The sequence below is a fragment of the Paenibacillus apis genome, assembly GCF_018333295.1.
Taxonomy (GTDB): Bacteria; Bacillota; Bacilli; order Paenibacillales; family Paenibacillaceae; genus Fontibacillus; species Fontibacillus antibioticophila.
The window spans coordinates 194,890-208,362 of record NZ_BORS01000011.1 but is presented as its reverse complement, the minus strand read 5'-3'; the positions used below and the strand labels follow the sequence as shown (position 1 = coordinate 208,362).

Here is a 13,473-nt window from a genome sequence, read left to right as displayed (position 1 = left end):
GCAAGCACTCCATCAAGTCCGCTCGACTTGCATGTATTAGGCACGCCGCCAGCGTTCGTCCTGAGCCAGGATCAAACTCTCCAATAAAGTGTTTGACTTGCTCATTTCAAAACTGACGAGAAAATTAATTCTCTCAAGATAGAATCTCAAACGACACATGGTCGATTGGAATTCATCTATTTAATACTCACTCGTTGTTCAGTTTTCAAAGATCAACTTTGTTTCGTTCATCGCTGCGTTTCAGCGGCGACTTAAATAATATATCATGCCGAGTAACTAAGTGCAAGCCTTTTTTTCAAAAAGCTATAATCGTATCCGGCTTGTCTACTTCCCCGAAAGAAAGCGCTATATTATCGGGGTATTAAATATAGCATATTTTTTCTTTCTGCTCAACCTTAGCACACAAGAGGTTTAAATCAAGAAGCGGCCCCCTTTGAATCAGGGGGCGCTTCTGTCGTTTTATTTATTGATCCAAGGATTTTGGGTCAGATAACTCTCAGACTTCTTCAACGCAGTACGTTTTCGTGATTTGCTGCTGGATCTCTTACTCGATGAAATCTTGGCTGACTTTCTAGCTTTTGTATTCGATTTTCCTTTTGGAGCGCCTAAACTTTGCGGTGACATATTATCCGTTGCACTGACATAGCCAGTATTATCATTTACACCAAATCCCCCCAGTGGAGCTGCTGGAATATTCCCCAGAGGCAGTGCAGGCCCTCCAGTCATTCCGGCTATTTCAGGAGTGGCAGGAAGAGTGCCTGCCATAGTACCAGGCATTACCATCCCATATGCCGATTGAGGATATCCGTGCGCCATCGGCATTCCTCCCCATGCAGGCGCAGCTGGAAATGGAGCATTGCCGGCATAAGCATTGACAGGGTAAGCGCCCATATTACCAGGAAACGGTGCATTGCCTGAGAATGGTGCATTATTAGGGAACGGTGCGTTATTTGGGAATGGTGCGTTCCCTGCCGGCATTCCCCATGCTCCAGGAAACCCTGAATTTTCCGCCACAGACATCGGACTGATCTCCGTAGGGAAGGGTTGATTAGGAAGATTGCTCGGATAGTTGGAGACTCCATGCAAATTCGGGCTATTATCCATCTGCTGATAAGCAGGAGCATTTGAGATCCCCGGGTACTCTCCAGTCCAAGGGGTCTCTGCATAAGCTGGCTGAACTTGAGAGTATTGCGATGTCTCGTAATAAGCATTCACCGGTTGGGCAGGTACCTGATACTGATAGAATAAATTTTGATGCGGCATGTTAGGCTGGTTTGAGACACTTCCCGAACAACCGCAGGGAGAAGCCGGGGCAGCTGAGATCGGCGCGATATTTGAAGGTACATCGAATTGGTATGCATAAGGTGAAGGAAGCACCGGATACTCTGGAATAGGCGGGCATGGCGACTTCTCAGCTTTTGCAGGCTGAACATGCATCTTATTTTCCTGCTTAACGGTTTCATAGGTAAAATGCTCGACTTCAACCTCCAACTGAATCGGAGTCTTCTTGACCGGCTCGTGGACAATTGGTTTGGTCTCCTCTTTCTTTTCAACCACAGGAGCCGTAAGTTTCTTTTCAGCCACAGGAGCCGTGTGCTTCTTCTCAACCGGCGTAGTAGTGATGGGCGCTGTATTCTTTTTACCTGAAGGAGCTGTAGCAATAGGCGAAATATTCGTGTTCGGGTTGGCTGGATTAGCTGGGCTAGATGGTGCTGGCGATGTCTGTGTCCCTTTGGTCGGGATATGAATCACCTCACCCACCTTGAGCTCATTGGGATTAACAAGCTGAGGGTTGGCTTCTATCAGTGCCTGTAACGGCAATCCCCAAGCTTTGGATAATTTCCATAATGAATCGCCTGATTTTACGGTATGATCGTACACTTTTCCTGTCTCCCCGTTTACAGGTACTACATTTGCCGGGATTTTGACCTTGTCGCCAAGATTCAATACCTCGGGATTGGTAATTTGCGGGTTGGCTTCAATCAGCTTTTCGAGAGGAACATTATACTTTTTGGCAATTTCGTATAAAGAGTCCCCTTGTTTTACAATGTGGATTTTCACAGTGACAAAGACCTCCTAGGATTCTTCTCCGGTACGCGAGTCTCCCGCCCGGGGCCCAATTAATACATCCTATGCGAAGGCCCAGCTTTTTGACATTCTCTCCATAAAAAAATCCCATTTTTCCTAAAAAGGAAAAACAGGATTTACCCCAGCTTACCAGACCTTTAATCCGTCTTGATCAACGATGCTGCGGAATTGTTCAAGCAGCTTCAAGGTGATCGGTCCCGCATGGCCCTCTCCGATCACGCGGCCATCCACCTCGCGGACTGCGATGACTTCAGCGGCAGTTCCCGTCAGAAAGACTTCGTCCGCAACATAGACATCATGCATCGTGAATGGTTCTTCCTTCAGAGGATAGCCTTGCTTGCGACAGATCTCGATGATCGCCTGACGGGTAATGCCGTCAAGGGCTCCGAGGTAGCACGGCGGAGTTGTGATCACACCGTTTTTAATAATAAAGATGTTGTCTCCGGAGCCCTCTGTCACGTAACCTTGGGCATTCATCATAATGGCCTCGCCTGCTCCAGCCAGATTAGACTGAATTTTAACGAGAATATTATTCAAGTAATTCAATGATTTGATCTTCGGATTCAAGGCGTCCGGAATATTGCGGCGCGTGGACACTGACACTGTCTTCAGGCCGGTTCTGTATGCTTCCTCCGAATAAATAGCAAGTTGTTCAACGATAATGACTACCGAGGCTTTCGGGCAACGGTTTGGGTCAAGACCCAAATTGCCGGCGCCACGAGATACAATAAGGCGGATGTAGCCGTCGCGTAGCTCGTTTTTCCGAAGCGTCTCGACCAGTGCATTCTGCATTTCCTCATAGGTGAGGGGAATGTTCAGCATAATTGATTTTGCCGAATCATATAACCGGTCCAAATGCTCTTTACACTTGAAAATATTGCCGTTATAGATCCGAATTCCTTCAAAAATACCGTCCCCATACAAAAATCCGTGGTCGAATACCGATACCTTTGCATTTTCCTTGGTAACGAACTGACCGTCCAAATAAATCCATTGCTCTGCCATCGTTATTACACCTCCGATTTTAATCCTTCATAAGAATAGCTCGGATAGCTGCCAAGTATACGAACCTGACATCCTAAAGCCTCGATTTCTTCGATCGCCAGCGGAAGCAGCACGGAGCTGATAGGCGCCAAGACATCCATGTAGAAATAATAGCTGCCTAACCGCTTCTTCGTCGGACGCGATTCGATCCGTGACAAGTTCAGTCTCCGCCAGGCAAATGCCGCCAGCACCTGATGCAGCGCCCCTGGAAAATCCTCAGGGAGCGTAACCAGAATGCTTGTCTTGTCCTCTACCGGAGCTTGGGGGAGCGCTATTGGCTTGGGCCCGATCAATACAAAGCGGGTAAAGTTATTATCATGGTCCGTGACCTGACCAGCCATAATGTCCAACCCATACCTCTCGGCGCCGAGTGCAGTACCAATTGCCGTCCACCCTTCACCAGGATGCTCCTGTACCAGCTTTACCGCCTCCGAGGTACTGCCGACATGCTCTAGCTCTGCATGCGGCATGTAGGTCCGTATAAACTGAAGACACTGCGCCATGGCTACAGGATGGGACAGTACTTTTTTAACCCGGCTATAATCCAGTTGATCGCTTGCATCGAGAAATTCAGTTCTGCGGCCAACCCAGTTTTGAATCGAGGGATACACCCATTCCACTTGCATAGGTATTTCCACCTCATGCACGAGCCAATCCATGTGCAATGTAACCGATCCTTCAATGGTATTCTCTATAGGAATTACGCTGTAATCACTGTCCCCTTTGGCTGTCGACAGAAATACATCGGAAATCTGCTTGTAATGAAGCAGTTCGACAGGCTCATCGCGGAACAGATGCAGCACGGCCTCATGAGATACAGAGCCTGAAGGCAGCAAGGCAATTCGCTTCATGAACTTATTCTCCTTTTATACGCTTCATAAACGAAACATTATTTAACATGGCAAGCTCCACAACTCCTTCAGTGCAGGGACGCAGCCATAAAGTCTTCGCAGAGATGCCCTCTTCAGCCAATACCTTTGTCAGGAAGCCTTCAAGTTCTGCTTGCCGGGAGCTATCCTCCTCCACAAGCGCCAGCAGCGTTGGTCCCGCTCCGCTTAGAGCCACCCCAAGCGCACCGTGTGAAGGCGCTTCTTCCAAAATCCGCGCCATTCCTGGAACCAATTGGGCCCGATAGGGCTGATGAATCCGATCCTTCATCGCGGAAGAGATTAGATCGAGTCTGCCTGAGGCCAGAGCGGCGGTTAGCAGGGAGGCATGGCTGACATTGAACACAACATCCTGCATACGGAATGCTTCGGGCAGCGCCTTTCTGGCCAGAGAGGTAGACAGTTGAAAATCAGGAATTGCCACAAGGGTAAGGAGTTCAGCCGGAGGTTGAATTTTCAATGCTGTAGCATGCGTTCCATCCCACACGGCAGCGATAATGCCGCCATATAAAGAGGCTCCCACATTATCGGGGTGATTCTCTAATGCTGTTGCCATATCAAACAGCTCATCTTTAGTCAGCGGCTCGCCAATCAGTAAATTGGCGGCATACAGCGCACCGACAATGGCCGAAGCGCTGCTTCCAAGTCCACGGGTCAAGGGAATGTCCGAGTACATGGATATTTCCAGCTCCGGCACCTTCACACCCGCGCGTTTGAATACAGACTGGGCTACCTGGTAGATCAGATTGCTTTTATCGGAAGGAAGACCGTCCAGATGATCTCCATACAGGCGGAAGACCGTCTCTGAAGCCGGCTTGAGCTCAAGCCAGGCATATAAATCCAATGCCATCCCGAGCGTATCAAATCCTGGTCCAAGGTTGGCCGTGCTGGCCGGAATTTTAACGCAAACTCCTTCTTCACGAATCATGCTGCTTCTTCCTTTCATCCTTCGACCCGATATACGCTCTTCACCCGGCGAATTACCTCAAGGCCTTCAAAATATTTCAGCACCTGCTCCATGTTCGCCCTGCTGGCACGATGAGTTACAATCATAATCTCGGCATCAGGCGTATCCGCATTCGGAGACTGTACGACCGATTCCAGACTCACATTATATTCAGCAAAGGCCTGAGTAATCTGGGCCAATACCCCTGCTTTATCCGCAACCTGCAGCAGCAAGAAGTTTTTGTAGCAGATTTGCTCATCGCTCTTCAGCTTCTTCGGCTTGTAAGGAACAATGGACTTTAAGCCATTCACACCGAGCTTGAGATTCTTGACCACAGCAACAATATCCGCAACTACCGAAGTCGCCGTAGGCATCTCGCCCGCACCTGCCCCATAGAACATCGTCTCTCCCACAGCCTCGCCGAATACATACACAGCGTTAAACACGCCGTTCACAGCAGCAATCGGGTGGTTCTTCTTCACCATCGTTGGCTGGACGCTAATGCTGAATTCCTCTTCGTCACGGTCAGCAATACCGAGAAGCTTCATCTCATAGCCCAACCGCTTCGCATAAGCGATGTCTTCTTTGCTTACAGAAGAAATCCCCCGCACCTGAACGTCGCTTAATTCCACATTTGCACGAAAACCGAGCGTACCCAGAATCGCCATCTTTCTGGCGGCATCCAGCCCCTCCACATCGGAGGTCGGATCGGCTTCGGCATAACCGAGCTGCTTCGCTTCTGCCAGCGCATCCTCGTAGCTGGTGCCTTCCTGGCTCATCTTGGTCAAAATATAGTTCGTCGTCCCGTTCACAATGCCCATAATTTTAATAATCCGGTCCGAAGAGAACCCTTCGATCAATGTGCGAATAATCGGGATGCCTCCGGCAACACTTGCTTCATAGAATACGTCGCATTGCTTCTCCGTCGCCTTGGCCAGAATCTCCGAGCCGTATAAGGCCATGAGGTCCTTGTTGGCGGTAACAATATGCTTGCCGCAATTGAGCGCCTCCAGCATGAATTCGCGGGTGCCATTCACTCCGCCCATAACCTCGACGATCACATCTATTTCCGGATCGCGGATAACCTCCCAAGGATCCTCTGTCAGCTTCGCGGGATCGATCTCAATGCTTCGTTGCTTATCAGCATGCTTGACAGCAATTTTCTCAATAATGATCGGAGAGCCCACCTGACTGCTAAGGTCCTCCTGATGCCCTTCCAAAATACGCACTACTCCTGTTCCAACGGTGCCCAGACCCAATAAGCCTACCTTGACTGGTTTCATCCCTTGGATCCCTCCCTCCGTAATGATCTTGTCTTTATCCCTGACCGACGATCTGCGCCTTGCGAACGCCAGGAACCTTCTGTATCAAATCCAGCATTTCATCCAGGTCCTCCGTCAAACGGGAAGTCTCCACGGAAATGACGACATTGGCGATCCCTTGCAGCGGAATGCTCTGGTTGATGGTTAGTACGTTTCCTCCCGAACCGGCAATAAGCCCCATTACCTTGGACAATACCCCGGAACGGTGCTCCAGATCAAACGAGATCGTTACAATGCTCTCCCGCTCAATCTGATTCAGCAGATGAATGCCGTCTTTGTATTTATAAAAAGCACTGCGGCTCATTCCTATTTGCGCAACGGCCTCATGGACCGTCTTCACAACACCGCTGGCGAGAAGCTGCTTCACCTGCAGCGTCTTTAATACAGCTTCAGGTAAAATATCCTCCCGTACTAAATAATACTTCTCCTTCACAAACGTCCTCTCCTTAGAGACTTCTGTTTTCGTATAGTGGACATTATAACGGAAAGCTGGCAAGGTGGCAATCCATTTCCGCGGAATTTCCGCGGAATCCGGCTTGCTTATGTAGAGAAACGGCTACCATCTCCGGCAAAAGGAAGGTACCCGTTTCTATAGAGTTCCTATAACTTAATAATAGTAGCTGCTTCCCTCGACAAACTCGAATTCGAAGTCCCCGATTCGCACGATCGTCCCATCCTTGGCGCCCCGGTTTCTCAGCTCATCATCCACTCCCATATGCCGCAATGTGCGGGCAAGCTTGAGAATGGCGTCATGGGTGTTAAGCTGCATCCGTTTCATCATACGTTCGATCTTCACACTTTCAACGACGAAGGTTTCATTTTCGCGGCGGATGGTAAAGCTCTCGTCCTCTGTTTTGTCCAGCTTATAGATTTTGCGTTCCTCCAGCTCGGTGACTTCCTCAATCGCAGGGAGCTCCGGAATCTCATCCAGCAGATCCGCCGCCCGATACAAAAGTTCTTGCACACCTTGTCTGGTCAAGGAAGAAATCGGATAGATTTCAATGTCCGGCCGAACTTCCTTCACTTGCTCTTTAAAGCGCTCCAGATTCTCTTCTGAATCAGGCATATCCATTTTGTTGGCTGCCACAATTTGCGGACGCTGTTCGAGGTCAGCATTATACAGCTTGAGTTCCTCATTGATCTTCATCCAGTCCTCGAATGGATCCCGGCCCTCTGATCCAGCCATATCGACTACATGGGCAATAACGCGTGTGCGCTCCACATGCCGCAAGAACTCATGTCCCAGGCCGACGCCTTCATGAGCGCCCTCGATCAGTCCGGGCAAGTCAGCCATGACAAAGCTGCGTCCTTCGCTGACATCTACTACTCCCAGATTTGGGGTAATCGTCGTAAAATGATATGCGCCGATCTTCGGTTTGGCAGCGGATACGACAGATAACAGGGTTGATTTGCCAACGCTCGGGAAGCCCACGAGGCCCACATCAGCCATCACCTTTAATTCAAGAACGATCCAGCGCTCTTGACCTTCCTCTCCGTGCTCCGCAAGCTCGGGTGCCGGGTTATTAGGGGTCGCGAAGCGAATGTTGCCTCGTCCTCCACGGCCGCCGCGAGCAACGACCACCTGCTGCCCGTCCCGTGTCAAATCGGCAAGCACCTCTTGCGTATCATCATCAATAATGACCGTCCCAGGCGGAATACGAACAATCATATGATCCGCATTTGCCCCATGCTGGCTCTTGTTGCGGCCCTTCTCACCGCGCTCCGCCTTGAAATGGCGTTGATATCGGAAGTCCATCAGTGTGCGCAAGCCTTCATCGACGCGGAAAATGACGTCCCCGCCCTTTCCGCCGTCTCCGCCAGCGGGTCCGCCTTCCGGAACGTACTTCTCCCGGCGGAACGAGACGATACCATCCCCTCCATCTCCGCCTTTTACATAAATTTTCGCTTTATCTACGAACATGAATTCACCTCATTTTAGTTTGCACAGGCGACACGCAGCCGAAGTGAATTCGGTGCCGGATCCGCCAGTTCCACAGTTACAGCGTTGCCGTATTTCCATTCCTCCAAATACCGCTGTAATAGGGTATCCGAATCAGCGGCCGTACAGTCTTCCCGTTCAAAGACAGCAACAATCTCTCCGCCGAGCCGCGACAATTCAAGCCTTAGCTTGGGAAGCTCTCCCCAGGATGAGCGGCCTGTGTACTGGTAGAAACGAATCGTCTCCATAATCGCTTCTGTAAATTGCTCGGCATCCTGCGGAGCAAGCGCCTCTCCCAGGGTAAGATCCTCCTGAATCTGCACGTCCAGTTGGATCGAACCGTTCATCTCCCGGAAGGAGTATAAATAAAAGACCAGCGAAGGTATCCCCAGTCTTGATATTTTGCTGTCTGCCGCCATACGTTCTTTTATTCTTTCCACACAGTCCTTCAGTTTATCATATTTGCCCAATTGAATATATCCGTATAGAATCTGCAGTTCATTCATCCAATCATGGCGATGATGCCCCAATGTTGCCGCAGCCATCCGCTGCACGGATTCAAGAAGCTGCTTCCGCTCTTCAGCCGCTTTCCTCTGTTCCACAATGATGTACCCGGCAAATACCAGCAGCAGGCACAACCCCAGCAGGGCGTAGAATATAGGCGAACGCATAAAATACATTAAGACAAGAAGGGCCACGGACAACAACACAGCTGCACCGGGCATCATTAACCGATGTTTCATGAGTTTCCCCGTTCCTCTAACAAATTGGGTGATCTTTCCACCCTCACAACTACAAAGTATATCATAAACCTTGTCCCAAATAAGCTAAAAATAATTCACAACGCCTTCCTGATGATGTTCCAAAAAAAATCCCTTGGCACTCTGCCAAGGGATTTCGAAAGCTTCACATGTCAGTCAAGCTATTAAGCTTCTACTGCAGCCGCTACTGGAGCGGTTTCTACCGGGTAGACGCTCACTTTTTTACGGTCGCGACCCCAACGTTCGAACTTAACAACGCCGTCCACTTTCGCGAACAGAGTGTCGTCCTTACCGATTCCCACGTTGGTACCCGGATGAATTTTCGTGCCGCGTTGGCGAACGAGAATGCTTCCGCCGGTAACGGTTTGACCGTCAGCACGTTTAACGCCAAGGCGCTTCGCGATGCTGTCGCGTCCGTTTTTCGTGGAGCCTACGCCCTTCTTCGAAGCGAACAACTGAAGATCCAATTTCAACATTGTCCATCTACCTCCTTCTTCAAATCTTGGTTGCATCGTGTATTTCAATATACTGTCCGTATGAACCTTCGATACTTTGCAGCATAACGACCATCGAAGCAAGCAGCAATTGTACTTGTTCCGCCTGATTTGCTTCTATCTCTCCTGGAAGATCGGCACTCAGGAATCCATCCTTCATATCCGCATCCATCAGAATCCCCGTCAGAGCTTCAATCGCATTGACCGTGCCTACGGTTACCGCAGATACACCGGCACATACAATATCATAACCCGACTTGGCGTATCCGGCATGACCCGATACCTTGAAGCCAGTAATAGTGTTACGATCCGCACGCAAAATGGAGACGCTGATCATCTGATCGCCCTCTTACGCTTGAATTTTCTCGATGGTTACTTTTGTGTAAGGTTGACGATGACCTTGCTTTTTGTGGTAGTTCTTCTTAGGCTTGTATTTGTAAACAACAACCTTTTGGCCTTTGCCGTGCTTCTCGACTTTCGCCGTTACACTTGCACCGGAAACCAAAGGAGCTCCTGTTACCAAACCTTCGCCTTTAGACACTGCCAACACACGGTCGAATGTCACGCTTGCGCCATCTTCAGCGTTCAATTTTTCGATGTAAAGAACATCGCCTTCTTGAACACGGTATTGTTTACCGCCTGTTTCGATAATTGCGTACACTTTGCTTGCACCTCCTCATGTCTCAGACTCGCCTAATCCAGGTGCCGATGATGCTTACATCACCGAACTTGCATACCCGATCGGAGCGGTTGCAGCATGTGTACAAGGCTAACTCATAACACATACCTTACTATACTAGCATGGGGTTTCTTAAAAAGCAACGACTGATTTGCAGATCATAATACGGCCTGTTCCCTCATCCGCTTGCGCGTTAACTCCAGCAGTCCAAGCCGGGTCCAGCCCAGTATGTGATGCTGCATGCGATCACCGGCTAAAGCCCGCTCGAGCCTGTCACATACGGATGAACGATGATCCTCCCGGCTCATATCGATAAAATCAATAATCAAAATTCCCCCGGAATCTCGCAGGCGAACCAGTCTCCCGATTTCTGCCGCTGCCTCCAGATTGGTCTGAAATACCGTATCCTCCAGATCCTCTCCTCCGGTAAACTTGCCGGTGTTCACATCAATGACCGTCATAGCCTCCGTGATATCCCAGACCAGATATCCTCCTCCGGGAAGCCAAATCTTTCGTTGGAAATCCTTGTCCAATTGCTTGCTGATGCCAAAATGATCAAAGATCGGCTCGGATCCCCGGTATACCTGAATAGGAGGAGGACTCTTCTGCAGCATCATGCCCAGAAATGCCGAAGCCTCCTCGGCTTGCTCCGAACAATCCATGATAAGCTCGTCCGTCTCGGGGCTGTAAGCATCGCGCAGCAAACGCTGAACCATGCTGAGTTCCTGATGAAGCACCGCAGGGGCCGATACGCGGCTGCCTTTCTCAATAATATTCTGCCAGACACTGCGGAGCTGCAGCAGATCCTCCTGAATGGATTCCGTGTCCGATTCCTCGGCCACGGTCCTTATAATCAGACCTTCCTCCTCTTCCCGCAGCTCGTCTCCGATATCCTTCAGCCTGCTTCGCAGCTCCTCCGGACTAATCTTCTTTGAGACCGCCGCATAACCCGCAAAGGGCATATAGACCAGCCACCGTCCGGGCAAGGAATAATGCGTCGTCACTCTGGCCCCCTTATTGCCGTAAGCCTCCTTAACCACCTGAACGATCAATTCCTTTCCAGGTTTCAGCACCTCGGTAATCGAGGGCTTTGGTCTGGGCTGCTTCTCCAGATTAGGATGCAAAGCATCATCAATATACAAGAATGCATTTTTCTTCTGGCCGATATCGATAAAGGCCGCCTGCATGCCAGGAATCACATTCATGACTTTGCCTTTAAAAAAACTGCCTACTATTCCGCGTTTTTGCGATGGTTCGGCTGCATATTCCACCAGCTTGTTATCCTCCATCAGCGCCATTCGGGTGGAATCAGCACCGCAGTGAATAATCAATTGCTTCATTGATCTCACCCTCAATTCGTGTTTCAGACTCAACACCATTTTCATTATATCATGGACGAGGCAGATCAGCCCCCGGGATCCCCCCGCAAGTAAGAAGAGATAACTCGCTGTTCAGGAATGACACTAAAGATCTTTCCATGGGAATTCATAATATAAACAAAATGATACTTCTCTCTTCTAAGGAGACGTAGAATCTGATCCAAAGGTTTCGAATGCTCCGCGATGATTGGGTAAGCAAGGCTCCCCTGGAGCAAATGACGAGTAAAAGCAGCCTCCCTGCCCATTAAGAAGCGAAGAAACCGATAAGGAATATTCCGATAATCCGTATAGTTCGAATACAGCAAAAAGCCTCCGATCATGAGCAAATTAAGCTGAGGCCCTCCCTTTCCAAGCAGCAATGGCATCATGGCATAAAGTACCATAAGCGAACTGAAAACCAAGCTGATGCGCAGCGTCCAGACCAAGGTCGTGTGATAAGGCAAGCACATGGCACAGACGGCCTGAACAAGCTTTCCTCCGTCTAACGGCAGAATCGGAAGGAGATTGAACAACGCTATCAACAGATTACACTGGATAAAATAGAAAAAGAAAGCCCCCTCCCATAATCCCATCACATGAAAGGTGGTCGAGATCATAATCAGGAGCAAATTTTGCAGCGGCCCTGCCAGTGCAATGACGATTTCTCGAGAAGAGCTCAAGTCCCCATGGTCCTCGATCACTGCCACCCCGCCAAAGGGAAGCAATTGAACGGAGATCACCGACAACCCGAATAATCTTGCGGCAGCTACATGCCCAAGCTCATGCACGAACACAATGGCAAAGAGCGCAAATAATTCAAGAAAATGTCCTGTAAATACGGAGGTCAGCATGACAAGAACAAACAGCGGGTGAAATGAAAAGCTGATGCCTCCCCATCTAATCAAACGGAATCACATCCGCAGGGTCAATGTAGCGGCCATCCTTTTTCAGGCCAAAATAAAGCGTTGGAGGCACGCTGCTCCCGGAACCCTCCAGGACTCCGACCGAATCTCCGATTTCCACCCAGTCTCCTTTGCTGACCAATGCCTGCTTCAACCGTCCGTAAACGGATTCATATCCTTTGGCATGCTGGACGGTAACCGTGATGCCCGTAAGTGCATCCTCATTCACAGAAAGAATTCGCCCCGTCTCTACGACTTTAACCTGTTCTCCAAGCAACGAATCGCTAACCGCCACAATTTCTACGCCCTTTAGACTAAGCGCAAAGGGGCCTGCCAATGTCCCTTCGATCGGGGCTATAAAGCTGGCAGAGCTCCCCACCTTAACTCCCTTCTCTCCGGTATGCTGAAAGATGGGAATGAACGAGGGAGCACCTCCAAACATCTGCTCATACCAAGCCTCGACAGCACTGAGATCCATTTCAGTAGATAAGGACTCCGCCACGAAGACGCGGATAGGAAAAGCCCACTCGGGCTCAAAACGGTTCATCCCCCAAATGGATAAGAACAGTACCGCACTAATTAGGATGCGCAGAAACAGTCTCGTCCAATACGTTGGACGCCCCTTACCCGGAAGTTCATTATTTCCGTGACCGGAATCATTCAACTCATTCCATCTTCCCTGTCCACGCTTCCAGAGGAGCTCCGGGTCAGGCTCCTCCTGATCCGGTTGTTCATGCAGCGGCAATTTTTGCACGCTCCGGCTTCCAGCAGTCTGCTCCGCACGCCATGCTGGTTGTACATCCGCTCCTCTATAGGCCTGACTTTTCGCCAGCTCACCTAATGTCAGCTGTCTGATCCGTTCCTCACGGCGTTTTTTGACGTTCATTTTCACATCCATGCCAAGCACCCTCCCGGTCTTGTCTCATGCTATAAATGTATGAACGGCTTGACCATAATATGAGCCTCTGACCGAGCTGAGGATAAGCGGATTTGAGAGTACAAAAAAAGCAGCCGGCCGCATTGAAAGGTCTTCATTGCTGCTGAAGATCTCGA

General features: G+C 49.8%; 14 protein-coding genes, 1 rRNA gene and 1 other annotated feature. All 15 genes read right to left on the bottom strand.

All coding sequences use genetic code 11. The features are described from left to right. Positions 1–87 (bottom strand): 16S ribosomal RNA (locus KI362_RS16945); the annotation flags it as partial. Positions 88–459: 372 nt separating this feature from the next. Then, positions 460–2,061, bottom strand: coding sequence for a LysM peptidoglycan-binding domain-containing protein (locus KI362_RS16940; RefSeq protein ID WP_301628835.1), 1,602 nt, complete (start codon positions 2,059–2,061; stop codon positions 460–462). 153 nt (positions 2,062–2,214) lie between these two features. Then, positions 2,215–3,093 carry a branched-chain-amino-acid transaminase gene (gene ilvE, locus KI362_RS16935; RefSeq protein WP_301628833.1) on the bottom strand — a complete coding sequence of 293 codons (879 nt, stop codon included), beginning with the start codon at positions 3,091–3,093 and terminating at the stop codon, positions 2,215–2,217. A 5-nt stretch (positions 3,094–3,098) separates the two neighbouring features. Beyond that, the gene (gene pheA / locus KI362_RS16930) at positions 3,099–3,983 is read right to left on the bottom strand and encodes a prephenate dehydratase (protein ID WP_301628832.1); all 885 of its coding nucleotides are present in this window, start codon (positions 3,981–3,983) and stop codon (positions 3,099–3,101) included. Between the two features lie 4 nt (positions 3,984–3,987). Then, positions 3,988–4,947, bottom strand: a complete 960-nt coding sequence (gene thrB / locus KI362_RS16925; RefSeq protein ID WP_301628853.1) for a homoserine kinase — start codon at positions 4,945–4,947, stop codon at positions 3,988–3,990. Positions 4,948–4,961: 14 nt separating this feature from the next. After that, positions 4,962–6,248 (bottom strand): homoserine dehydrogenase, encoded by a 1,287-nt coding sequence (locus tag KI362_RS16920; protein ID WP_301628831.1) that lies wholly within the window; start codon positions 6,246–6,248, stop codon positions 4,962–4,964. A 34-nt stretch (positions 6,249–6,282) separates the two neighbouring features. Beyond that, the gene (locus tag KI362_RS16915; RefSeq protein ID WP_301628829.1) at positions 6,283–6,720 is read right to left on the bottom strand and encodes an ACT domain-containing protein; all 438 of its coding nucleotides are present in this window, start codon (positions 6,718–6,720) and stop codon (positions 6,283–6,285) included. A gap of 174 nt (positions 6,721–6,894) precedes the next feature. Beyond that, a complete protein-coding gene (obgE, locus tag KI362_RS16910; RefSeq protein WP_301628828.1) occupies positions 6,895–8,208 on the bottom strand; it encodes a GTPase ObgE in 1,314 nt (437 codons plus the stop codon). A 14-nt stretch (positions 8,209–8,222) separates the two neighbouring features. After that, the gene (locus KI362_RS16905; RefSeq protein ID WP_301628826.1) at positions 8,223–8,969 is read right to left on the bottom strand and encodes a Spo0B domain-containing protein; all 747 of its coding nucleotides are present in this window, start codon (positions 8,967–8,969) and stop codon (positions 8,223–8,225) included. Between the two features lie 182 nt (positions 8,970–9,151). Further along, on the bottom strand, positions 9,152–9,463 hold the full coding sequence (gene rpmA, locus KI362_RS16900) for a 50S ribosomal protein L27 (protein WP_044481732.1): 312 nt from the start codon (positions 9,461–9,463) through the stop codon (positions 9,152–9,154). 19 nt (positions 9,464–9,482) lie between these two features. Next, positions 9,483–9,818, bottom strand: a complete 336-nt coding sequence (locus KI362_RS16895; protein WP_044481734.1) for a ribosomal-processing cysteine protease Prp — start codon at positions 9,816–9,818, stop codon at positions 9,483–9,485. Between the two features lie 12 nt (positions 9,819–9,830). Further along, complete coding sequence (gene rplU / locus KI362_RS16890) at positions 9,831–10,142, bottom strand: 50S ribosomal protein L21 (protein WP_044481735.1); 312 nt, start codon at positions 10,140–10,142, stop codon at positions 9,831–9,833. Between the two features lie 14 nt (positions 10,143–10,156). Then, positions 10,157–10,243 (bottom strand) — a sequence feature (ribosomal protein L21 leader region). Between the two features lie 75 nt (positions 10,244–10,318). Further along, positions 10,319–11,500: an Rne/Rng family ribonuclease gene (locus KI362_RS16885; protein ID WP_301628822.1), complete on the bottom strand. Its 1,182-nt coding sequence runs from the start codon at positions 11,498–11,500 to the stop codon at positions 10,319–10,321. Positions 11,501–11,565: 65 nt separating this feature from the next. Further along, positions 11,566–12,423 carry a M50 family metallopeptidase gene (locus KI362_RS16880; RefSeq protein WP_301628820.1) on the bottom strand — a complete coding sequence of 286 codons (858 nt, stop codon included), beginning with the start codon at positions 12,421–12,423 and terminating at the stop codon, positions 11,566–11,568. After that, positions 12,416–13,318 (bottom strand): M23 family metallopeptidase, encoded by a 903-nt coding sequence (locus KI362_RS16875; RefSeq protein WP_301628818.1) that lies wholly within the window; start codon positions 13,316–13,318, stop codon positions 12,416–12,418. The genes KI362_RS16880 and KI362_RS16875 overlap by 8 nt, the downstream gene beginning before the upstream one ends. Positions 13,319–13,473: the final 155 nt, after the last annotated feature.

Bases quoted from the DNA above. Each gene is read 5' to 3' on its own strand.
- ilvE (WP_301628833.1), bottom strand. From the start codon at position 3,093: ATGGCAGAGCAATGGATTTATTTGGACGGTCAGTTCGTTACCAAGGAA.
- pheA (WP_301628832.1), bottom strand. From the start codon at position 3,983: ATGAAGCGAATTGCCTTGCTGCCTTCAGGCTCTGTATCTCATGAGGCC.
- thrB (WP_301628853.1), bottom strand. From the start codon at position 4,947: ATGATTCGTGAAGAAGGAGTTTGCGTTAAAATTCCGGCCAGCACGGCC.
- KI362_RS16920 (WP_301628831.1), bottom strand. From the start codon at position 6,248: ATGAAACCAGTCAAGGTAGGCTTATTGGGTCTGGGCACCGTTGGAACA.
- obgE (WP_301628828.1), bottom strand. From the start codon at position 8,208: ATGTTCGTAGATAAAGCGAAAATTTATGTAAAAGGCGGAGATGGAGGG.
- KI362_RS16905 (WP_301628826.1), bottom strand. From the start codon at position 8,969: ATGAAACATCGGTTAATGATGCCCGGTGCAGCTGTGTTGTTGTCCGTG.
- rpmA (WP_044481732.1), bottom strand. From the start codon at position 9,463: ATGTTGAAATTGGATCTTCAGTTGTTCGCTTCGAAGAAGGGCGTAGGC.
- KI362_RS16895 (WP_044481734.1), bottom strand. From the start codon at position 9,818: ATGATCAGCGTCTCCATTTTGCGTGCGGATCGTAACACTATTACTGGC.
- KI362_RS16885 (WP_301628822.1), bottom strand. From the start codon at position 11,500: ATGAAGCAATTGATTATTCACTGCGGTGCTGATTCCACCCGAATGGCG.
- KI362_RS16875 (WP_301628818.1), bottom strand. From the start codon at position 13,318: ATGGATGTGAAAATGAACGTCAAAAAACGCCGTGAGGAACGGATCAGA.